Here is a 20257-nt window from a genome sequence, read left to right on the forward strand (position 1 = left end):
CGGCGCCCCGGTGAGCGTAACAGCGCCGCGCGGTCAGGGCGTGTCGGCGCGCAGGGGCACCGTGTTCACGGCCATCGCGGTGCGCCGCTTGATGAACTGGGTCATGTACCCGGCCCGGTCGGGCGGCGCCACGGCGGACAAGACCAGCAGCCACAACTGCTCGAAGTTCGCGAAGAAGGTGTGGGAATTCGACAGGTCGCTGGCTTGGCGCAGCCCCATGTACAACGCGACGAGCAGCCGTCCCGCCGCGTCGGGCGCCACGTCTGCTTTGACGTCACCTTCGGAAATCGCGCGCTCGAAGATGATCGCGAATGCGTCGATCCATTCGCCGAGCAGTTTCGCCTGCACACCGTCGGCACGACCGACGCTCTCGACCAGGTTCATTGCGGCGCGGCACACCTCGTCGCTGAGGTCAAGTGTGGCAACGAGATACGACATGTCGATCAACGTCTCAAGACCAGAGAGCCGACGCGAGAAGGCAGCCTTCGCGGCGACCCGGCCTCTGTCCAGTTGTTCCTCGATGATCGCCAGTGCCAATGCGTACTTGGACCGGAAATGGAAATACATCGCGCCCTTGGTGACCGCGGCATTGGCGAGAATGTCGTCGAGGCTGACCTGACTGTAAGGCCGATGCGCGAACTGATGAGCCGCGGCATGAAGAATCTGCCGACGTGTGAGGTCGGCTCGCTTATCGCTCGGTTCGGTCACGTGACGCTCGGAATACCTTTACGGAATACGGACTTTCTTTGAGGTATTGTGCCACTTCGGTCTGCACTTCGGTCAATGGACCCGGTCGGTAGACGAATGGTGACCGTGTTCACCGCCGTCGGCGTCGGATCCACCGGCCACCTCGGTGACGGGAAATCGCATCGGAACTCGACCGGCAGCCAAAAGCCTCTCGGTCGCATCGTGAGGCAGCGGCCGCGACAGCAGAAAGCCCTGAGCGCGGTAGCAGCCGTGGGCCACCAGTGTCTGAGCGGCCAGTTCGGTCTCCACTCCTTCGGCGACCAAAGTGAGATCGAACGCCTCGGCAAGTCCGATGATGGCACGCACGATCGCCAGATCCCCGGCGTTACTGCCGAGTTCACGCACGAAGCTCCTGTCGATCTTGAGTGTGTCGACAGGCAGGTCCTTGAGGTAAGACAGCACGCTGTAGCCGGTGCCGAAGTCGTCGATGGCAACTTGCAAACCCAGCGCGCTCAGCCCCGCGAGAGTCGTGCGTGTGGTCTCAATGTCTTGCACCACAACGCTTTCCGTGATTTCGAGGCATAACGAACTGCCGTCGAGCGAATACTCGTCCATGATGTTGGCGACTGTCGATACGAAACCGGCCGCGACGAGCTGCACGGGAGATACGTTGAGCCGCAGAAGCGCATTGTGTCCCAGACCACGTTCGCGCCAGGCTGCGAATTGCGAACATGCTGCCCTGATCACCCAGCGGCCCAATTCGCCTGCGAGGTTGACCGATTCCGCGACACCGATGAACGCGTCCGGCGACAGCAGGCCCCACACCGGATGCTGCCATCGGACCAACGCCTCGAGCGCCAGGATCTCGCCGGTGCGCATGTCCACCTCGGGAAGGTAGTGCAGCGTCAGCGCCCCACTGTCGATCACGTCTTGCAGGTGCAATTCGATGTCGTTGCGGAATTCACTGCGCTTCGCCATTTCGTGGGTGAACACCGCGATCTGATTCCCGCCGGCATTCTTCGCGGCCAGCACCGCCTGATCCGCACGCCGCAGCAGATCCGTTGTGCTGTCTTCTCCGGGAATACCGGTCGCTACCCCAATGCTGACGGTCCGCGTTACCAATTCGCCTTCTATATTGACGCGGTCGCACAATGCGGCGTGCAATTCCTGCGCCAGCGCTTCCGCGTCGTGGATATCGACAGCCGAACGCGGCACCACCACGAATTCGTCACCGCCGAGTCTGGCGATCAGCGCGGTAGTACCGACTTTGTCGGAGAGCCGCTGCGCGACGGCCCGGATGAACTGGTCTCCCGCGGTGTGCCCGAGGAAGTCGTTGATGGCTTTGAGACGGTCGAGGTCCAGGAACAGCAGCGCCACCGCAGGAGGCTGGCTCGGTTGCAACCGCCCGTCGAGATAGCTCAGCAGGGACCGGCGGTTGTGCATGCCGGTGAGGTCGTCGTGGTCGGCGAGGTAGCGCAGCTGCTCTTCGGCGTTGATCCGCGCTTGAAGCTGGGCGAACAGCGACGCGATCGCTTCCACCGCATTCAGCTCTTCGGTGGTCCATTCACGGTCGCCGTATTTCACGAAACCGAGTGCCCCGGTGGTGGTCTCACCCGAGACGAGCGGCGCCGCGGCCATGGACGTCTCCACGATGTGGCGGCCCTCTTCGATGCGACGCTGGTAGTCGTCGGTCGTGGGATCTGGACGAATCACCAGCGGCGCTTTGGCGTGCTCCGATACCGCGAACACCGGATCGGCATTTTCGAAGTAGACCACCGCGAGTGGGTCCGGATCCGGGATGTCCTCGCGCGGTGGCCATTCTGCGATCAGCCGCGAGGCCCGGATCTTGTGGTCGTTGTGCCGCAGAAAGCTCACGTCGACGTCGAAGTACTCGACCATGGTGGCCAGAACGTCCTGACTCACCTGAGCGGCATTCGCCGCCGTCGCCGACATCAGCTTCGTCGCAACGGAGGTGACCAGGACATCGAGGGTTACGGTCACCGCAGCTCCGCAGATCGAAGGTGCGCGTCGGACCGACCGGCAGTCAACGGACGCCGACGGCTCTTCACCGACGGACGCGCTGCGTAGAACATCCGCAGCACCAGCACCGGCGACTCCCCCGTTTCCAGACCGACAAGATCAGCGAACTCGTCTCGCAGCGTTGTCAATTCGGCGACATGGGAGGGCGACAGACTGCTGAGCTCGTCAGCGGTGTGGGCGTACAGGAACACCGGCGAGATGGGCTGCACCGCAATGCCATGCTGCTCTGCCACCACCCAAACCGCTTCCAGCGATGATCCGCCGCGTGCATAGTCCAGCAGCGTACGGCCATGCACACAGACAACCGCAACGGCGGATGATCCCGCGACACGGTCACGGGTGTCGGCGGCCAAGGCGGCGCCGCCATCCCACGCGGCGAGTTCAGCCATCACATCGGATCGGCGGAGAATGTCGAGCACCGCCCACTGGTTTGCATCGAGTTCCAGGCTCGCAACGTCGATACCCGACTCGGCCGCGTCGTCGCCTGGCCACCGCAGTTCCGAGATCATCTCCGCGTGCAGCTTCGGTGTCAGATAACGGATTCGGTCGGATTCGCCGAGAATTGCTGCGCAAGAGTTGATTTCGGCGGCGTCGGTCAGGAGCCGCAGCCGGCCGCCTTCGCTGGCGGCGGCGGACGTCAAATCCGCAACTGCGGCGGGGGGCAACGGTTTCGTTGTTCCCGCGTGCCGGTTGGTCGCCCTGTTGCGCATGGCATCGGCCAGCGCGGACAACCGATCCGGCTGCTCGTCACCGAGGGTCAGCACCGCATGTAGCGGTGAGCCGTTGCCGCCTTCCGATATCGACACCGGACCGAGAACGCCTTGCGCGGCCGCGGCGACACGCGCATTGAACACGGCCGCGCCCAGGGCGACTGCGCTGGCGCGAAGGCCGACATCCATGGTCGACGTGTGCTCCGGCACGAGCGACACACTGACCGAGTGGTCGCTGAATTCGATTTTCCACGGCTGTGCGTTCCCGCCCGATGGTGCCCGGATGGCTGCCGCAGCAACGGATTCCGCAACGCGCTCCGGCTCTGCCGTCTCAGGCGGAGAGGTCGACGGAGGTGGCGCCGGGGTGGGCCGTGACAGCGGATCGTCGAGGTTGCACAGCGCGGCTGCGACGTCGACGCGGATTCGTCCCGACGGAAGGGGTTCGCCGAGTCCTATCCGGCGGATGGCCTCCGCGATCGTCCCGGCGCCGACCGCGACGTCGCCGGCCAGTTGAGGCCAGGTGGACAGCGTGTGGCCGATTTCGAGCAGCGATGCTGCGCCGCGTGAGGAGAGCGCGGCACCGTCGATCAGGCGCAGCAACTGTGCAACCCTGTCCGCGCCTCCAAGCGAGCCGATTCCTTCGCCGTCGATATCCCCTATCAGGCCGTGAAAAATCGGGCGATCGGGTTGGAGGTCAAAGCGTTCCACGTCGACCAATCCACGGTCGCTGGTCGCCATCAGCACCGGTCGACGGCGGGCCCGCGCCGCCAACCGCACAGCGGCCTTCATCTGGAACGAATCACATTCCTCCACAACGATGTCGACACCGTCGACGAATTCGTCGAGAGACTCCGGCGTGATGCCGCAGGGCATCACGTCCACCGAAAGATACGGGTCGACCTCCGCGATGCGACGGGCTGCGACTACCGCCTTGCTCAGGCCGAGGTCGAGGACGGTGGCCGGCACCCGGTTGAGATTGGTCAACTCGAGATCGTCGAAGTCCGCCAGCCGCAGCGATCCGCACACTCCTTGCAGCGCAACGGTGTGCGCGATGGCGTGACCGACGCTGAGCCCCACGATTCCCACGCGCAGCGCGGCGAGCCGCTCGTGCTCTGCGGCGGTGATGAGGTTGCGGTTGCGGTCCAGTCGCACCAGCCGATACCCACGCGGACCCAGAATCGCCGCGAGCGTTCGGCGCCACGGGAAGTACGCCCAGCGCGTCGGCTCGGTGGTCACCTCGGGTGGCGGCGAGGGCACGATGCCGGCGAGGGTGCGCTTCTGTTGCGCGACTGTGTCGACCACGTCGATGCGCTCGTCGGCGCGCAACCGCGTCAAGAGCGCATGGTCGTCAGCATCGCCGGCGTCGAGGACGCGCGCGCGGTGCTCATCTGGGTCAGGCGCCTGTGTCACAGCAGATGTAGGGTGGCATGCGCACGTCGCCGTGTCGAGGCGGCCCGCGCTCGTCAGTACCTCGAGTCGCCGGTCGAATTTGCGCCATGGCGACGGCTAAAGGGTGTCGTAATGGTCGCCCGCCGCGTTCGGAAAAGCACCCGTCAATAATGGCGATTGCCGGAATTCCGTCGCAGCATAACCGCAATACGTTGTGGTGGTAGCCGCGCCAAGGGCACCGGGCTGTGGAAAACTAAAAGTATGAAACTAGCACTAATTACATACCCTTCGCATCTAGATTTGCATTAACCGAACTATTAGAATTAGCCCGGGATTTATTCCTGGTCATTATGAAAACATATGACCCTCGGGGTGCGAGTTGATGCAGGGAGCAAAAGTCGTCCACCCCAGCCAACCCGCGAAGGAGATGAGTAATGCCGATCGCATTCTCGCAACAGCAAATCACGAATTTCCAACTCAGCGAGCGACTGTGCTGGCATGACGACGAAACGGGCTACCGCCTCATGGTGTCTCAGCCCGGCGTGGATCCGCAGTTGTGGGAGCAGTACGGCGAAGGTGCCGTGCACAGTTACCGGCGCCACGGCGTCGAATGCGCCCTCGACCAAGCCGCTCTGGAGAGCGGAGACGACACGATCATGTTCTTCGCAGCCCTCGACGCCGACGACACCGTGGTTGCCGGGGTGCGCGCGATCGGTCCGCTGAGCTGCGCTGACGACTCGCATGCCGTCGTCGAATGGCAAGGCCAACCCGGGCAAGAAGCCGTACGCAAGATGATCGAGGACCGGATTCCCTACGGCGTCCTGGAGATGAAATCCGCCTGGGTCGGCGAGAAAGTTGCGCACAGCCAGCAACTGACCGAGGCCATTGCCCGCAGCGGATATCACATCGCCACGCTGCTGGGCGTGCAGTTCCACATGGCCACTGCCGCCGCCTATGTGCTCAACCGATGGCGGTCGTCCGGCGGCGTCATCGCCCCCATTCCGGCGGCGCCGTACCCCGACGAGCGCTACCAGACCAAGCTGATCTGGTGGGATCGGCGTACCTTCATCCGCCACGCTGCGCCGCACCAAGCCGCCAAGATGCTCATCGAAAACAGTGCGATCCGAAGTAACTTTGCTGCCGTCGCCGAATCGACGCGCTGAGCCTCGTCCGAGGCGGCCGGCCTGCCGGTGAGTCCGGGCAGGGGTGGGCGACTGTCCGGTGCCGTTGGCACTAGGCATAACATCGCCTTACATGGCAGCACCCCATCGCGACGAGCCGCAGGACAAGCCCGCACAAACGTCTGCCGACAAGCCTTCCCGGGTGCAGGCGGTGCGGTCGGCGGTCATTCGCCCGTTCGCTCGCACGGGTCGCTACTACGCCCAGTCCTGGCGCGACTACCTCGACGGTAAGCCCAGCGAGCTGCCGATCGCCCGGCCTACCGTGTCGCTGGCCGCGCAGGCGTTGCGCGACGAGATCGTGCTCAGCGGGCTGCGGATGAGCCGGCCGGTGAGCGAACCGGTGGCCTTCGAGCGGATCACCCGAGAGGTGACCGCCGCGTTGCAGTTCTATGGCGACAAGGGCTGGCTGGACGCGCCCGAGGGCTTCTTCGCCGCGCCGCCGGAACTCACCGACATCGGACTGCGCGAGGTCAAGCGGCGCAACCGGTCCTACCACCGGTTCGCATTCGATAGCGGCTACGAACCCTACGACGGCGAGCCCGGCCGCGAACGCTGGCTGTCCTACACGGCCAACAATCGCGAATACGGCTTGATGCTGCGGCATGACGAGCCGCGCCCGTGGCTGGTGTGCGTGCACGGCACAGAGATGGGCCGCGGCGGAATCGACCTGAGGCTGTTCCGCGCCTGGCACCTGCACGAGGACCTGGGCCTCAACGTCGTGCTGCCGGTGCTGCCGCTGCACGGCCCACGCAAGCGCGGGGTGCCCAAGGGCGCCGTCCTGCCCGGCGAAGACGTGCAGGATGACGTGCACGCGGCGGCGCAGGCTGTGTGGGACATCCGCCGGGTGCTGTCGTGGATCCGGTTGCAGGAGCCCGAATCGCCGATCGGGCTGGACGGCATCTCTCTGGGTGGTTACATCGCGGCGCTGGTGGCAAGCCTCGAAGACGGCCTGACGTGCGCGATCCTCGGTGTCCCGGTGGCCGATCTTGTCGACGTCCTGGCCCGTCACTCGGGGCTGAGCAGTGACGACCCGCGCCGCGAGACGATCCGGATGGCCAGACCGATCGGTCGGATGGTGTCACCGTTGTCGCTGACACCGAAAGTGCCGATGCGTGGCCGCTTCATCTACGGCGGTGTCGCCGATCGCCTGGTCCACCCGCGCGAGCAGGTGGTGCGGCTCTGGGAGCACTGGGGCCGCCCCGAGATCGTCTGGTATCGCGGCGGCCATACCGGATTCTTCCGCTCTCGGCCGGTGCAGGACTTCATCGAGGCGGCCCTGGTTCAGTCGGGGCTGCTGCACCGCTGAGGGGGTCCGTTACAGCAGCGGCCGCGGATCGAAGGTCACCCGGACCCGCTGCACACGGCCGTTTTCCAGGTGGCACCAATTGACGACGGGCACCGGGTCGCCTCCTTTGGGGTGGAGGTGAAACCAGGTCAGCACGTCGCTGTCGTCGGCGATCATCTTCTCCACCGAGACGCCATCGAGGGCTTGCGCGAACCGGGCGAGCGACGCGACGTAGTCGTCGGCTCCGCTCGCCGACCCCAGCGGCCCGGAGAATGTCACATCATCGGCGAGAATCGACCGCAACCGGTCGAAGTCCTTGTCGTTCCAGCTGTCGAAGTAGGTCTGGGCAATCGTCATAGGTTCCATGCCCTCATGGTGCGTCGGTTCCCGTCCATAAGTCCAAGATATGATCCTTATGCGATCCATAATGATTGGTTATGGAACTTCACCAGTTGGAATACTTCGTCGCGGTCGCGGAGGAGAACAGCTTCACCAAGGCAGCGGCCAGGCTGCATGTCGCGCAGCCCGGGGTGAGCACACAGATCCGCCGGCTGGAGCAGGAGCTCGGACAGACCTTGTTCGACCGCTCCGGCCGTTCTGTGCGGGTCAGCGACGCTGGCATCGCGATGCTGCCGCTGGCCCGGACCGCATTGGCGGCCGTCGCCGAAATCCGTAGCATTGCAAACGAATTCAGTGGAGTGCTACGCGGCCACGTCGCGGTGGGAATGATGACGTCGTGCCCGCCCGGCGTCGTCACCGCAACACTGGCGCGGTTTCATCACCGCCACCCCGACGTACGGGTCACCCTGATCGAAGCGCCGACCGCCGAGCTGGTCGCCGGTCTGCGCGACGGGTCGCTGGATCTGGCCGTCATCGGGTTCTCCTCTCCGCCGGGCGGCCTGCACGTCGAGGTGATCAACGACGACGTCCTGGTGGCGGCGGTCGACCCGGCTCACCCGCTGGCCAGGCACGGCACTGTGTCGTTGCGCCGTCTGGTCTACTACGACCTCATCTGTCTGCCACGGGGGGCCGGCATTCGGGCCAGCCTGGACGAGGGGTGCGCGCACACCCGGCTCACCGCCCGGGTCACCCTCGAGGTGAGCAATCCGGAGGTGGTCGCGGACCTGGCGGCGCAGGGACTCGGGGTGGCAGTGCTGCCAGAGTCGTATGCGCGCACCCGCGACGACGTGCGGCTGGTGCGCATCGTGCGGCCGGTGCTGCGCGGAGGAGTCGCTGTCGCGTGGCGGGCGGACCGTCGGCTGTCTTCAGCGGCCGCGGCGCTGGTACGGCTCTGGCCTCTTCCCGCAGCCGCTTCCCGGGCCGACGCTACTGCAGCACACCGGCCAGCAGGCCGCGGCGTGGCCGGGCGCTAGCGGCCACCTGCAGCATCTCCTCGACGGTGGCGAACTTGTCGCGCGGCCGGCCGTCCGCGCGACCGCGTTCGATCTCGGCGCGATCGATGGCCTGCCAGCCCGTCCGGTCGATGACCTCAGGCTGGCGCGCGCGCAGCAGCCGGTCCAACGCCCGAGGGCCTGCCACCGGATCGGCGAGCCTGCCGGCGTTGTAGTCGTCGACGAGCGCGTTGACGGTCTCTTGGGCGCACGACTTGTTGGTGCCGATGAAACCTGTTGGCCCCCTTTTGACCCAACCGGTGACATAGCTACCCGGCACCGCAGAACCGGTCTGCGGGTCGAGCACGCGGCCGCCCCGGTTTGGCACCACGCCCGCGTCGTCGTCGAACGGCAGACCCGGTACCGGCCGGCCGCGGTACCCGATCGAGCTCAGCACAAGCCCAGCGGCGACGTCGCGGACCGTGTCGGTGCCGGTGACCATGAACTCGATGCCTTCGGCGCGCTGACGCCCGCGCACCCGCGACGGCGTCATGCGGTAGGCCAGCCGGACCACCGGCGCGTCGCCGTGATCGTCGTGAACGTCAAGGGAGGCCAGTAGTTCGAGCTTGTGCCGGGTGAGGCGATCGGAGCAGTGGGCGAGATCCGCTCGGACCAGCTCGTGGTCGTCGGCGCTCAACGCCACCCGCGCGGCATTCGTCAGCCCGATCATTTCCGGCAGGGTGAACGCCGACGCGGCCGGGCCCCGGCGGGCTGCGACCAGCACCTCGCGCACCTTGCTGCCCGCCAGTGCCGTCAGTGCAGCACGCGAAATATCAGTGGCGGCAAGCTTTTTGGGGTCTGCGGTGAGCAATCGTGCGACGTCGAGCGCGACGTTGCCGTTGCCGACGATAACCACGCGCTCGTGGTCCAGCGGCACGTCGAGGTCACGGTAGTCGGGGTGGGCGTTGATCCAGCCGACCAGTTCGGTGGCGGTGGCGGTGCCGGGCATGCCGAAGCCCTCGATGTCCAGGCGCCGGTCTGCCGATGCGCCGACTGCATAGACCACCGCGTGGTGGTGGCGCAGAAGCTCTTCGTGCGAAAGATGCTTTCCCACTTCGACATTGAGATAGAAGCCGAACCCGGGCTGGCTGGTGATCCGGTCGAACAGCCGCGTCACACGCTTGGTGGTCTGGTGGTCGGGCGCCACGCCCGCGCGGACCAGGCCGTACGGCGTGGGCAGCTTCTCGAACACGTTGACCCGCACGTCGGGTTGGGTCAGCAACTCGTCGGCGGTGTACATCGCCGCGGGACCCGATCCCACGATGGCCACCCGCAGCGGGCCGCGCCGCCGGATCGCCGGCGCCTCGATGACGGGCGCGAGTTTCGATGTGGGAGGCAGCTTTTCGCCTGGCGGCCGAGGCGGATAGAACGACGCGTTGAGCTCGACGAACGGCAACTGCTCAGCCGTGAGCCGAGTGTCCGGGGCGATCGCACCGACCGGGCAGGCCGATACACAGGCGCCGCAGTCCACGCACGCGTCCGGATCGATGTGCAGCATCTCCGCGGTGGCGAAGCCGGGTTCGTCGGGCGTCGGGTGAATGCAGTTCACCGGGCACGCGTAGACGCAGGACCCGTCGCTGCAGCACGACTGGGTGATGACGTGCGGCATCCGATTACGCCGCCGGAAGGTGCTGGCGCTGCGGCTCTGAGCGGTAGCGCGACGGCCGGCCGTCGATCTTGCAGAGCCGCCACATCAGCCGCGCCGGCCGGTTCATCAGGCCGACCTCGTGGCACAGCATGCGGACGTCACCGAACATGTCGCGCAGCCACTGCCGCGAGTCGGGTGAATCGAAGAAGAGCTCCTTGCGCACGGAGCGCGGGATGTCGAACTCTTTGAAGAACTGCCGCGGCGGCACCGTGATCGCTTGGCACAGCACCCTCATGATGATCGGCACGTGAAGCGACAGCCAGAACTTCGGCCGCCGGCGCATGTGCGGGACGCGCTTGCGCAGGTATTCGTGCGCGAACGAGATGTGGCGAGCCTCCTCGGCGACGTGGATCGCCATCACCTTCTCCATGATCGGGTGCAGTGATTTGCCTTCGCGAAGGATGTTCTTCTGCGCGTGGTCGATCGGCTCCTCCCCCGCCAGCACGCCGAAGAAGAACACGATCGGAAGTGGCCCCGCTGCAAGCGGAATCAGCGGCGAGATCCACCGCAAAAGCCTCGGCATGCCCGGCACGTCGACGCCGATGCGGTTGACCATTTCCTGGAACATCATCGTGTGGTTGCACTCCTCGACCGACTCGTGCAGGCAGTACCGGTACTCCGGCGACCCGTTCGGCACCCAGAACGTGTACTGCATCAAGCCGCGGACCAGGATGCTCTCGAAGTGCAGGCCCACCTTCGCGACGTTGGCCTGACGCCACATGCCGATCGCGATCTGCTTCTCCAGCGGTTGGGCCTTGTACCACGGGTGCCGCCCGAGCGGGTCGGTGGCCGGCAGCACCCACCGGGGGTCGTTCTCGGTGACGGCGAACGCGGGGTCATCCCAGTCGATGTCGGTGTACGGGTTGAAGTTCCGGCGCACCGAGCCCTCGGAGAGGACGGCCAGGGTGTCGACGTATTCGCGGTCGGCCGGGTTGCCAGGGTCGACCTCCATGTTGCGCTTCCACCGCTTGATCACGCGCGTCCGAGCCATTCGTACCCTCCCCTATGAGGTTTACATCGATGCGCTTTATGTCCAGAGACGGTACCGCGGGTACTGGGTAACTGTCTAGACCTTGCGCCGTCGTGTGGGCGACGGGCACTTGACGCATGTCACGTGATCTAGGTCACTGCCATGGCTAGTCGGGGATGTAGTCGAAGGTATCCGGGTGGGCTCCGGTCCTGCCGTTTTCACCGCGGTCGAGTCCGGAGATCGCCTCCACCTCGTTGTCGCTGAGCTCGAAGTCGAACACCTCGAAATTGGACCTGATGCGCTCGGGCGTCACCGACTTCGGAATGACGATGTCGCCGCGCTGAAGATGCCAGCGCAGCACCACCTGGGCGGGCGACTTGTCCACCGACGCGGCGATCCGCATGATCACCGGGTCGTCGAGCACCTTGCCCTGCGCGATCGGCGAGTACGCCTCGGTCGCGATGCCGTGCTCGCGGTTGTAGTCGCGGACCTCGTCGTTGGTGAAATACGGGTGGATCTCCACCTGGTTCACCGCGGGCACGGTGTCGGTTTCGTTGAGCAGCCGCAGCACGTGATGCGGCTGGAAGTTCGACACCCCGATGCTGCGGGCGCGCTTGTCCTTCGCGAACTCTTCGAGGGTCTTCCAGGTCGAGACGAAGTCGCCGTCGTAGAGCGTCGGAAGCGGCCAGTGGATCAGGAACAGGTCGACGTAGTCCGAGCCCAATTTGCGCAGCGTGTCGTCGAACGCGCGGCGAGCGTCGTCGGGCCGATGGAACCCGTTGTTGAGCTTGCTGGTGACGAACACGTCCTCGCGGTCCAGGCCGGCGTCGCGGATGCCCTGCCCCACGCCTTCCTCGTTGCCGTACATCTGCGCGGTGTCGATGTGGCGGTAACCGATTTCCAGCGCGGTGCGCACCGCCTCGGCGGTGTGCTGCGGCTCAATCTGGTACGTGCCGAAGCCCAGCTGTGGAATGCGGTTGCCGTCGTTGAGGTCGATCAGTGCCACAGTGCTCATACGGAGGCTGTGCCCGATAGCCGACGGCCACAAACGCTTGCCTAACCTGGACCCCATGGCGCAAGCACTCACGATCCCCGACTCGATCAAGCCGAAAGACGGCAGGTTCGGATCGGGACCGTCGAAGGTGCGACCGGAGCAACTGCAGGCGCTGGCCACCACCGCGGCGCCGCTGTTCGGCACCTCGCACCGGCAGGCTCCGGTGAAAAACCTGGTGGGACGCGTGCGCAAGGGACTGGCCGAGCTGTTCTCGCTGCCCGACGGTTACGAGGTGGTGCTGGGCAACGGCGGCGCCACCGCGTTCTGGGATGCCGCCGCCTTCGGGCTGATCGACAAGCGTTCGCTGCACCTGGCGTACGGCGAGTTCAGCTCCAAGTTCGCAAGCGCGGTGGACAAGAACCCGTTCGTGGGCGAGCCGATCATCGTCAAGGCCGAGGCGGGCAGCGCGCCGCAGCCACAGTCGGACCCGTCGGTGGACGCCATCGCCTGGGCGCACAACGAAACGTCGACCGGCGTCGCCGTCCCGGTGCGTCGGCCCGCGGATTCCGGAGGCGCGCTGGTGCTGATCGACGCCACTTCTGGCGCCGGCGGTCTGCCCGTCGACGTGTCACAGGCCGACGCTTACTACTTCGCGCCGCAGAAGAACTTCGCCAGCGACGGTGGCCTGTGGCTGGCCTTGCTCAGCCCGGCGGCGCTGGAACGCGTCGAGTCGATCGCCGCGGCCGGCCGCTGGGTGCCGGACTTCTTGTCGCTGCCGATCGCGGTCGAAAACAGCCGCAAGGACCAGACCTACAACACTCCGGCAATCGGCACGCTGGTGCTGCTGGCCGAGCAGATCGACTGGCTGTTGGACAACGGTGGACTCGAGTGGGCGGTGAAACGGACCGCCGACTCGTCGCAGCGGCTGTACTCGTGGGCGGAGGCGACCTCGTACACCACGCCCTTCGTCGCCGACCCCGAGCTCCGCTCGCAGGTCGTGGGCACCATCGACTTCGCCGACGAGGTCGACGCCAACGCAGTGGCGAAGACGCTGCGGGCCAACGGCATCGTCGACACCGAGCCGTACCGCAAGCTCGGCCGCAACCAGCTGCGGGTGGCGATGTTCCCCGCCGTCGACCCCGACGACGTCAGCGCGCTGACCGCGTGCGTGGACTGGGTGGTCGAGCGGCTTTAGCGCGTGTCAGCGCCGCTTGCGCCCCGTCCTCGTCTAAAGTGCGCAGCTGACGGGCATGTCGTGACAGCCCGGAGGAGGTCGGCATGCGAGAACTCACGGTGGTCGGCCTAGACGTCGACGGCAAACACATCATCTGCGAGAGCAAGCACTCGGGCGAGAAGTTCCGGCTGCGCGCCGACGACCGGCTGCAAGCCGCTGTGCGGGGCGAGGTCGCTCGCAACCGCCAGCCAGAAGTCGACATCGAGGTCACAAACGTGCTCAGTCCCAGGGAGATTCAGGCCAAGATCAGGGCGGGTGCGTCCGTCGAGCAGGTCGCCGAGTCGGCCGGGGTGGACGTGTCCCGGGTGGAGCGGTTTGCGCACCCGGTGCTGTTGGAGCGCTCCCGCGCGGCTGAGCTGGCAACCGCATCGCACCCAGTGCTCGCCGACGGGCCCGCGGTGCAGACCCTGCTCGAGACCGTGGCCAGCGCCCTCGTCGCGCGCGGCCTGGACCATGACGCCACGTCGTGGGACGCTTGGAAGAACGCCGACGGCCACTGGACCGTGCAGCTGACCTGGCAGGCGGGCCGCTCGCGAAACGTCGCGCACTTCCGGTTCACCCCCGGCGCGCACGGCGGCACGTCGACTCCGCTCGACGACACCGCCACCGAGTTGATCGACCCGAACTTCGAGCGGCCGCTTCGCCCGGTGGCAGCGGTGGCCCAGCTGGACTTCGAGGAGGCACCCGCCGATGAGCCGGCGCCGACGCCCGAGCCGCCCGCTCAGCCCGCGCCGCCTCGGTCACGGCGCCGCAGGCCCGCCGTGCCGGCGTGGGAGGACGTGCTGCTCGACGTTCGCTCCGGCAACCACTAGACGGCGATGGCGAGCAGCGCCAGCCACGCGATCAGCACCCCGGCGCCGCCGCCCAGCACAAACCACCTCAGCACCGGGACGGTCCGCCACCCCCACAACGTCGGCGCGAGGCCACCGACGGCGATCAGGTTCAGCGCAACAGTCAACAGCGGATGCACCCGCGACACGCCAAGGCTCAGCACCACGACGGTAGCCGCAGTGACGGCCGCGACGAATCCGGCGACCGTCAGCCCTGTCCCCCACGGCGTGCGCGCAAGGTCGTCGTCGGTCATCGGCCGAGCCTAGCCCGCTCGTAGAACGCCAGCGCCGCCGCTGTCGCGACATTCAGCGAGTCGGTGCCTCGCGACATCGGAATCCGCACCCGAATGTCGCTGGCGCACATGGCTTTTCGGCTGAGGCCGGGGCCTTCGGCGCCGACCAGGATTGCCACTTTCCCCTGTCGCAGACCGGCCATCGCGTCGGGCAGGGCCACGGCGCTCGAGTCGGGTGTCATCGCCAGCACGTGAAAGCCCTTGTCGCGCAGGGTGTTCACATCACCCGGCCAAGCCTGCGCACGAGAGAACGGCACCAGCAGGACATGACCCATCGAGACTCGCACCGCGCGTCGGTACAGCGGATCGGCACAACCAGGACCGAATACCACCGCGTCGACGCCCAGTCCGGCCGCGTTCCGGAAGATCGACCCGAGGTTTTCATGGTCGTTGACACCCTCGAGCACCGCGATCGTGCGGGCGTCGGCGATCAGTTCGAGCAGCGGGGGCATCGGCGGTCGGCGTGCCGCCGCCAGAACCCCGCGATTGAGGTGGAAGCCCACCACCTTGGCCATGACATCGGCGTGCACCCGGTAGTACGGGACGTCCACGCCGGCGAGGTCGTCGCGAAGCTCGCCGAGGCGCCGGTCGGTTCCGAGCAAGGCGAACGGGCGAAAGCGCGAGGCCAGCATCCGCTGCACCACGAGCGCGCCCTCACCGATGACCAGGCCCTTGCCGCTGGGCAGATCGGGGCGGCGGTCGATGCTGTTGAGGTCGCGGAAGTCGTCGAGACGCGTGTCGGCGGGATCGGCGACGTCGATGACCTGTGCAGCCACGGCCGAACACTACGACAGTGGGCTAGGTTTGGTGCCGATGAGCACCGACGGGAACCCGGACCACGACGTGAAGCCGCCTCCGCTGCCCGATGCTCTGCTCGACCCCCGCCCGGTGATCGCCGTGTGCACGCTGGCCTGGATCGCCGCGGCGATCGCGGCTTTCACTGTGCCTGAGCTGCAGACTTGGCGGCCGGTCACCGTCGCCGGCCTCGGCGTCGCGGCATTCGGCACGTTGCTGTATTTGTGGCAGCGTCGCGCGGCCCGCAGCGGGTCGCGCGGCGCTCAAACCGGCCTGTACTGAAGAACAGGAGGCACCAATGGCCGCACCGCTGTTGCAAGCCCAGATCGACATCGACGCTCCCGTCGAGAAGGTCTGGCAGTTGATCACCGACTTCCGCCGGATGCCGGAGTGGAGTCCGCAGTGCCGCATGATGAAGCCGCTCGGACCGTTGCGCCCGGGCACCCGGACCGTCAATCTCAACCGCCGCAACCGGCTGTTCTGGCCGACCACGAGCACGGTCATCGAGGTTGTGCCGCAACGCAAATTCGCGTTCCGGGTCAACACCAACAACACAGTCTGGAGCTACGAGCTCGAACCGACCGCCACCGGTACCCGCGTGGTGGAGTCGCGGCACGCCGAAAACGGTGTGAAGGCGGCGTCGAACATGTTGGTCAACATGTTGTTCGGCGGAGTGCCCAGTTTCGAGCAGGAGCTGCTCGACGGGATGAACGCATCGCTTGCCAAGATCAAAGCGGCGGCCGAAAAGGCTTAGCCCTGTTGAGGTTCGACTAGATCCAGCACGCCGTCGTCGAACGGGTCATAGCGCGGCGAACCATTGCCGGGGGGTGCCGGAGTGTCCGAGTGCGCGCCGCATCCGTATTCGGAGTCGACGACGTGGCCGTCGGCGGACATCTCGTTGGCGCACACGCCGAACATCCTGCCGAGCGAGCCCGCGAGTGGAAGGTAGAACGCGCAATCACGGCAGACCCTCCGAACGGACCGCGCCATCGGCGACTGCGGGCCGTAGTCGCCGTCGTGCCAACGCTGCGCGGCCGCGGCGCGCCCGAACGCGCTGAGCACCTGCCGCCGCCCCAGACCGATTTCCACCGCGACGTCGTCGACGGCCGGGTCGCCAGTGAGAACGTAGCCGGGTTCGAGTCTGGGATCGTCGCGCGGCGGGGCGAGCAGGTCGCCGGGGCCGAGGTCGCCCGGCCGGATCCGGTCCTGCCACGGCACCCACTGCGGGGCCAACAGCGCCGTCGGCCCGGGCACCAACACCACCTCGCTGATGGTCGCGTGGTCGGCGCCCGGATGCGCGGCCACCACCACCGCCCACTGCCAGCCGCAATAGCCGGGCAGGTTCGCCAGGAAGCGATGGGTGGCCGCGGTGGCGTCGTCGAACGTCACGCCGATGTACTCGCCGACGGTCTCACCGCTGAACTCGACGATCGCCGCGCGAGCCTGCTCGACCGCGCCGGCCAGCACGTCCGCGGCCGGCGCTTCGGTGGCCTGCGCGTCGGCCACGGTCACGTCGTCCATTGCATCCCCAATAGTGCCCGACGCACCCGCCCGCAGCCACACCGGCTAGCTGCGCCACCGCGTCCACCCGATAGTGGACAATCGACGCTGTGAGCGGACCGCGGCCAGACGCCCTCGGCGGTGATCGCGGCGGTGATCACCGGTATTACCCACCCCGGCCGGCTCCCGACGCCGACGAACATCCCGGCATGGCCAACTACCCCACCGACGGCGTGCCGTACCGCCGGGCTTCGCAGTCATCGATGCCCAGCGGCAACCGGTATCTGCCGCCGCTGGACGAGCCGGCAGGCCAGGGGTATTCGCCTCCGCCTCGCTCCGGAGTATCCGACGGGCAGAAGGTCACCGTGACCCGGGCAGCTGCGATGCGCAGCCGGGAAATGGGTGTGCGAATGTACGGGCTGTTCCATCGGGCGGCCACCGCTGACGGCGCCGACAAGTCCGGCCTGACCGCGTTGACCTACCCGGTGATGGCCAACTTCGCAGTCGACGCCGCGATGGCCGTCGCACTGGCCAACACATTGTTCTTCGCGGCCGCGTCGGCCGAAAGCAAAAGCCGGGTGGCGCTGTACCTTCTCATCACGATCGCGCCGTTCGCGGTGATCACTCCGCTCATCGGTCCGGCGCTGGACCGGCTGCAGCACGGGCGCCGTGTCGCGCTGGCCATGTCGTTCGCCTTCCGGACCGCGCTGGCGGTGATCCTCATCGCGAACTACGACGGCGCCAGCGGCAGCTTCCCGCCGTGGGTGCTGTACCCGTGCGCGCTGCTGATGATGGTGATGTCCAAGTCGTTCAGTGTGCTGCGCAGCGCGGTCACACCGAGGGTGATGCCGCCGACCATCGACCTGGTGCGGGTGAACTCCCGGCTCACGGTGTTCGGGTTGATCGGCGGCACGATCGTCGGCGGCGGCATCGCCGCGGGTGTCGAGTACGTCTTCACCAAGCTGTTCGGGCTGCCCGGGGCGCTGTTCGTGGTCGTCGTCGTCACGGTCATCGGCGCCTACCTGTCGATGCAGATTCCCCGCTGGGTGGAGGTCACCGCGGGTGAGGTGCCGACCACGCTGACCTACCACAGCCACAGCGCGCCGTTGCGCCGAGACCGCGAACCCCGGCCTGCCAAGCGGGCCAAGCCGCGACAGCCGTTGGGCCGCAACATCATCACGTCGCTGTGGGGCAACGTCACGATCAAGATGATGGTCGGGTTCTTGTTCTTGTATCCGGCGTTCTGGGCCAAGTCGCACGACGCGACCGGGCTGGAGCAGGTGGCCATGCTGGGGCTGATCGGGGCAGCGGCCACCGTCGGCAACTTCGCGGGCAACGGGCTGAGCGCGCGGCTGAAGTTAGGCCGGCCGTCGATTCTGGTGGTGCGCTGCACAATCATCGTCACTGTCGCCGCACTGGCGGCGGCGTTCTTCGGCAACCTGCTGTTCACCGCGATCGCGGCGCTGTTGACGTCGGGCTGCAGCGCAGTGGGCAAGGCGTCGCTGGACGCGTCGCTGCAGGACGATCTGCCGGAGCAGTCGCGGGCGTCGGCTTTCGGGCGTTCGGAGTCGCTGCTACAGCTGGCCTGGGTGGCCGGCGGCGCGACGGGCGTGTTGGTGTACACCGATCTGCGTGTCGGGTTCACCGCGATCTCGTCGTTTCTGATTCTCGGCCTGGCGCAGACCATCGTGAGCTATCGCGGCGACTCGCTGATCCCGGGCTTCGGCGGCAACCGGCCGGTGGTCGCGGAGCAGGAAGGCAGCACGCCTGCCGGCGCGATGGCAACACCGCAGTGACCCGCGCCCTGACGGCGATAGGCGCCGTCATCGTGGTGTGCGGCGTTGTCGCCGTTGGCATTTGGCTTGTGGTGCGCGGCCATCCGCCGGCGCGACCGGAGATCAGCGCCTACTCGCGCGGCCAGCTGGCTCGGGTGGGACCGTATCGGTACTGCAGTCCGATCGACCTCAACGACTGCGAAAATGCCGGAGCCCAAGGCGAATTGGCCGTGGACGACCGCAATGTGGTGCAGCTGTCGGTGCCGCCCTCGATCGGGCGCACGCCGTGGCTGCTGCGGGCCTTCTACGACGATCCGCGCGACACCTCGCTGCAGGTCTTCCGACCGAATTCCCGCCTGGCGGTGACGATCCCGACCGTCGGCGCCGCCGGGGGGCGGCTGAATCGGGTGGTGGTGCAGATTCTGACGTTGGTGTCCGACGAGAAGGGTGATTTGTTCCCGATGCCGCACGCCGAATGGTCGGTGCGGACGGCCTGGGCTTAGCTCAGCGGTGTGTGACCCGGCGGCACCTGCTCCCCTTCCGCCGGCGGACCAGGCGGTGTCCCGTCACCAAAAGGCCTGCCGCCCAGCTCTTCTCGACCATGCGGCGTCAGCCAGTTGGCGAGGTCCGGCCCCTTGGGCACGATGCCCGTCGGGTTGATGTCCTTGTGGACGATGTAGTAGTGCTGCTTGATCTGGACGAAGTCGATGGTGTCACCGAAGCCGGGGGTCTGGAACAGGTCGCGGGCGTAGGCCCACAGCACCGGCATCTCCGAGAGCTTCTGGCGGTTGCACTTGAAGTGGCCATGGTAGACGGGGTCGAACCGGGCCAGCGTGGTGAACAGCCGCACGTCGGCCTCTGTGATGGTGTCGCCCACCAAAAACCTTTGGCGGCTGAGTCTTTCGGACACCCAGTCCAGCGCGGTGAAGAGCCGCTCGTAGGCCCGCTCGTAGGCTTCTTGTGACCCGGCGAACCCGCAGCGGTACACGCCGTTGTTGATTTCGGTGTAGATGCGCTGGGTAACCTCGTCGATCTCGTCGCGCAACGGCTCGGGGTACAGGTCGGGAGCGCCGTCGCGGTGGTACTGGCGCCATTCGGTGGACAGATCAAGCGTGATCTGGGCGAAGTCGTTGGTCACCACTTCACCGGTGCGCACGTCGACGATTGCCGGAACTGTGATGCCTTTCGGGTAGTCCGGAAACCGCTTGAAGTAGGCGTCTTGCAATCGCGGGATCTTCAGCACCGGGTCGACGCCACCAGGATCCAGGTCGAAGGTCCAGCTGCGCTCGTCGTGCGTAGGACCGCAAAAGCCAATGGACAGCACGGGTTCCAGACCAAGCAGCCGGCGCACGATGATGGCCCGGTTGGCCCACGGGCACGCCCGCGCGACGATCAGCCGGTAGCGGCCGGGCTCCACCGGATAGCCGTCACGACCGTCGGCCGTGATGCGGGTAGTGATGTAGTCGGTGTCGCGTTCGAACTCGCCGCTACTGGCGACATAGGCTGCCATGGCTTCAGGATGCCCGGCGAGTGCC

Annotated in this window: 20 protein-coding genes; 9 read left to right on the forward strand and 11 right to left on the reverse strand. The window is 66.7% G+C overall.

Annotated features, from left to right (window positions below; genetic code table 11):
• Positions 1-33: 33 nt before the first annotated feature.
• The 3 genes from AC5Y4N_RS02300 to AC5Y4N_RS02310 all read right to left on the reverse strand — a co-directional run bounded on the left by AC5Y4N_RS02300 (position 34) and on the right by AC5Y4N_RS02310 (position 4847).
• Positions 34-708 carry a TetR family transcriptional regulator gene (locus tag AC5Y4N_RS02300; RefSeq protein ID WP_499906693.1) on the reverse strand — a complete coding sequence of 225 codons (675 nt, stop codon included), beginning with the start codon at positions 706-708 and terminating at the stop codon, positions 34-36.
• Between the two features lie 72 nt (positions 709-780).
• The gene (locus tag AC5Y4N_RS02305; RefSeq protein WP_499907454.1) at positions 781-2640 is read right to left on the reverse strand and encodes a putative bifunctional diguanylate cyclase/phosphodiesterase; all 1860 of its coding nucleotides are present in this window, start codon (positions 2638-2640) and stop codon (positions 781-783) included.
• Between the two features lie 44 nt (positions 2641-2684).
• Entirely contained in the window at positions 2685-4847 is a 2163-nt protein-coding gene (locus AC5Y4N_RS02310; RefSeq protein ID WP_499906695.1) for an Rv1355c family protein, read from the reverse strand.
• Positions 4848-5260: 413 nt separating this feature from the next.
• Between AC5Y4N_RS02310 and AC5Y4N_RS02315 the strand changes: the two genes are divergently transcribed.
• Positions 5261-5989 (forward strand): hypothetical protein, encoded by a 729-nt coding sequence (locus AC5Y4N_RS02315; RefSeq protein WP_499906697.1) that lies wholly within the window; start codon positions 5261-5263, stop codon positions 5987-5989.
• Positions 5990-6080: 91 nt separating this feature from the next.
• Positions 6081-7313: an alpha/beta hydrolase family protein gene (locus AC5Y4N_RS02320; protein WP_499906699.1), complete on the forward strand. Its 1233-nt coding sequence runs from the start codon at positions 6081-6083 to the stop codon at positions 7311-7313.
• 9 nt (positions 7314-7322) lie between these two features.
• On the opposite strand, the gene AC5Y4N_RS02325 is transcribed toward AC5Y4N_RS02320, so the two are convergent.
• Entirely contained in the window at positions 7323-7658 is a 336-nt protein-coding gene (locus AC5Y4N_RS02325; RefSeq protein ID WP_499906701.1) for a nuclear transport factor 2 family protein, read from the reverse strand.
• A gap of 71 nt (positions 7659-7729) precedes the next feature.
• On the opposite strand from AC5Y4N_RS02325, the gene AC5Y4N_RS02330 reads away from it, so the two are divergent.
• Positions 7730-8665 (forward strand): LysR family transcriptional regulator, encoded by a 936-nt coding sequence (locus AC5Y4N_RS02330; protein ID WP_499906703.1) that lies wholly within the window; start codon positions 7730-7732, stop codon positions 8663-8665.
• On the opposite strand, the gene AC5Y4N_RS02335 is transcribed toward AC5Y4N_RS02330, so the two are convergent.
• The 3 genes from AC5Y4N_RS02335 to AC5Y4N_RS02345 form a co-directional block, all read right to left on the reverse strand.
• Entirely contained in the window at positions 8619-10292 is a 1674-nt protein-coding gene (locus AC5Y4N_RS02335; protein WP_499906705.1) for an FAD-dependent oxidoreductase, read from the reverse strand. The genes AC5Y4N_RS02330 and AC5Y4N_RS02335 overlap by 47 nt on opposite strands.
• A 4-nt stretch (positions 10293-10296) precedes the next feature.
• Positions 10297-11322, reverse strand: coding sequence for an AurF N-oxygenase family protein (locus AC5Y4N_RS02340; RefSeq protein WP_499906707.1), 1026 nt, complete (start codon positions 11320-11322; stop codon positions 10297-10299).
• Between the two features lie 145 nt (positions 11323-11467).
• Positions 11468-12316 carry an aldo/keto reductase gene (locus AC5Y4N_RS02345; RefSeq protein WP_499906710.1) on the reverse strand — a complete coding sequence of 283 codons (849 nt, stop codon included), beginning with the start codon at positions 12314-12316 and terminating at the stop codon, positions 11468-11470.
• 55 nt (positions 12317-12371) lie between these two features.
• Here AC5Y4N_RS02345 and serC point away from each other — a divergent pair, with 55 nt between their 5' ends.
• Both serC and sepH read left to right on the forward strand, forming a co-directional pair.
• Positions 12372-13490, forward strand: coding sequence for a phosphoserine transaminase (serC, locus tag AC5Y4N_RS02350; RefSeq protein ID WP_499906713.1), 1119 nt, complete (start codon positions 12372-12374; stop codon positions 13488-13490).
• 83 nt (positions 13491-13573) lie between these two features.
• Positions 13574-14341 (forward strand): septation protein SepH, encoded by a 768-nt coding sequence (gene sepH / locus AC5Y4N_RS02355; protein WP_499906715.1) that lies wholly within the window; start codon positions 13574-13576, stop codon positions 14339-14341.
• On the opposite strand, the gene AC5Y4N_RS02360 is transcribed toward sepH, so the two are convergent.
• The gene (locus tag AC5Y4N_RS02360; RefSeq protein ID WP_499906717.1) at positions 14338-14613 is read right to left on the reverse strand and encodes a DUF2537 domain-containing protein; all 276 of its coding nucleotides are present in this window, start codon (positions 14611-14613) and stop codon (positions 14338-14340) included. The genes sepH and AC5Y4N_RS02360 overlap by 4 nt on opposite strands.
• Entirely contained in the window at positions 14610-15428 is an 819-nt protein-coding gene (locus tag AC5Y4N_RS02365) for a TrmH family RNA methyltransferase (protein WP_499906719.1), read from the reverse strand. Before AC5Y4N_RS02365 ends, AC5Y4N_RS02360 begins: the two co-directional genes overlap by 4 nt.
• Positions 15429-15465: 37 nt before the next feature.
• On the opposite strand from AC5Y4N_RS02365, the gene AC5Y4N_RS02370 reads away from it, so the two are divergent.
• Positions 15466-15729: a DUF2530 domain-containing protein gene (locus tag AC5Y4N_RS02370; protein ID WP_499906721.1), complete on the forward strand. Its 264-nt coding sequence runs from the start codon at positions 15466-15468 to the stop codon at positions 15727-15729.
• A gap of 16 nt (positions 15730-15745) precedes the next feature.
• Positions 15746-16201 (forward strand): SRPBCC family protein, encoded by a 456-nt coding sequence (locus AC5Y4N_RS02375; RefSeq protein ID WP_499906723.1) that lies wholly within the window; start codon positions 15746-15748, stop codon positions 16199-16201.
• Here the strand turns inward: AC5Y4N_RS02375 and AC5Y4N_RS02380 are convergent.
• Entirely contained in the window at positions 16198-16968 is a 771-nt protein-coding gene (locus AC5Y4N_RS02380; protein ID WP_499906725.1) for a DUF3027 domain-containing protein, read from the reverse strand. The two genes, AC5Y4N_RS02375 and AC5Y4N_RS02380, sit on opposite strands and share 4 nt — an antisense overlap.
• Before the next feature lie 188 nt (positions 16969-17156).
• On the opposite strand from AC5Y4N_RS02380, the gene AC5Y4N_RS02385 reads away from it, so the two are divergent.
• Together AC5Y4N_RS02385 and AC5Y4N_RS02390 are read left to right on the forward strand one after the other, a co-directional pair.
• Positions 17157-18743 (forward strand): MFS transporter, encoded by a 1587-nt coding sequence (locus AC5Y4N_RS02385; RefSeq protein WP_499907456.1) that lies wholly within the window; start codon positions 17157-17159, stop codon positions 18741-18743.
• The gene (locus AC5Y4N_RS02390) at positions 18740-19225 is read left to right on the forward strand and encodes a DUF2771 domain-containing protein (protein ID WP_499906727.1); all 486 of its coding nucleotides are present in this window, start codon (positions 18740-18742) and stop codon (positions 19223-19225) included. Before AC5Y4N_RS02385 ends, AC5Y4N_RS02390 begins: the two co-directional genes overlap by 4 nt.
• Here AC5Y4N_RS02390 and AC5Y4N_RS02395 read toward each other — a convergent pair.
• Positions 19222-20232, reverse strand: a complete 1011-nt coding sequence (locus AC5Y4N_RS02395) for a glutathione S-transferase family protein (RefSeq protein WP_499906729.1) — start codon at positions 20230-20232, stop codon at positions 19222-19224. The genes AC5Y4N_RS02390 and AC5Y4N_RS02395 overlap by 4 nt on opposite strands.
• Positions 20233-20257 lie beyond the last annotated feature (25 nt).

The sequence above is a fragment of the Mycobacterium sp. NGS19 genome, assembly GCF_059813155.1.

What these genes read in the sequence shown, in the direction of transcription:
- sepH (WP_499906715.1), top strand. Translation starts at nt 13,574, where the DNA reads ATGCGAGAACTCACGGTGGTCGGCCTAGACGTCGACGGCAAACACATC.
- AC5Y4N_RS02320 (WP_499906699.1), top strand. Translation starts at nt 6,081, where the DNA reads ATGGCAGCACCCCATCGCGACGAGCCGCAGGACAAGCCCGCACAAACG.
- AC5Y4N_RS02325 (WP_499906701.1), bottom strand. Translation starts at nt 7,658, where the DNA reads ATGGAACCTATGACGATTGCCCAGACCTACTTCGACAGCTGGAACGAC.
- AC5Y4N_RS02385 (WP_499907456.1), top strand. Translation starts at nt 17,157, where the DNA reads ATGGCCAACTACCCCACCGACGGCGTGCCGTACCGCCGGGCTTCGCAG.
- AC5Y4N_RS02380 (WP_499906725.1), bottom strand. Translation starts at nt 16,968, where the DNA reads ATGGACGACGTGACCGTGGCCGACGCGCAGGCCACCGAAGCGCCGGCC.
- AC5Y4N_RS02330 (WP_499906703.1), top strand. Translation starts at nt 7,730, where the DNA reads ATGGAACTTCACCAGTTGGAATACTTCGTCGCGGTCGCGGAGGAGAAC.
- AC5Y4N_RS02360 (WP_499906717.1), bottom strand. Translation starts at nt 14,613, where the DNA reads ATGACCGACGACGACCTTGCGCGCACGCCGTGGGGGACAGGGCTGACG.
- AC5Y4N_RS02375 (WP_499906723.1), top strand. Translation starts at nt 15,746, where the DNA reads ATGGCCGCACCGCTGTTGCAAGCCCAGATCGACATCGACGCTCCCGTC.
- serC (WP_499906713.1), top strand. Translation starts at nt 12,372, where the DNA reads ATGGCGCAAGCACTCACGATCCCCGACTCGATCAAGCCGAAAGACGGC.
- AC5Y4N_RS02370 (WP_499906721.1), top strand. Translation starts at nt 15,466, where the DNA reads ATGAGCACCGACGGGAACCCGGACCACGACGTGAAGCCGCCTCCGCTG.
- AC5Y4N_RS02345 (WP_499906710.1), bottom strand. Translation starts at nt 12,316, where the DNA reads ATGAGCACTGTGGCACTGATCGACCTCAACGACGGCAACCGCATTCCA.
- AC5Y4N_RS02305 (WP_499907454.1), bottom strand. Translation starts at nt 2,640, where the DNA reads ATGTCGGCGACGGCGGCGAATGCCGCTCAGGTGAGTCAGGACGTTCTG.
- AC5Y4N_RS02335 (WP_499906705.1), bottom strand. Translation starts at nt 10,292, where the DNA reads ATGCCGCACGTCATCACCCAGTCGTGCTGCAGCGACGGGTCCTGCGTC.
- AC5Y4N_RS02340 (WP_499906707.1), bottom strand. Translation starts at nt 11,322, where the DNA reads ATGGCTCGGACGCGCGTGATCAAGCGGTGGAAGCGCAACATGGAGGTC.
- AC5Y4N_RS02395 (WP_499906729.1), bottom strand. Translation starts at nt 20,232, where the DNA reads ATGGCAGCCTATGTCGCCAGTAGCGGCGAGTTCGAACGCGACACCGAC.
- AC5Y4N_RS02315 (WP_499906697.1), top strand. Translation starts at nt 5,261, where the DNA reads ATGCCGATCGCATTCTCGCAACAGCAAATCACGAATTTCCAACTCAGC.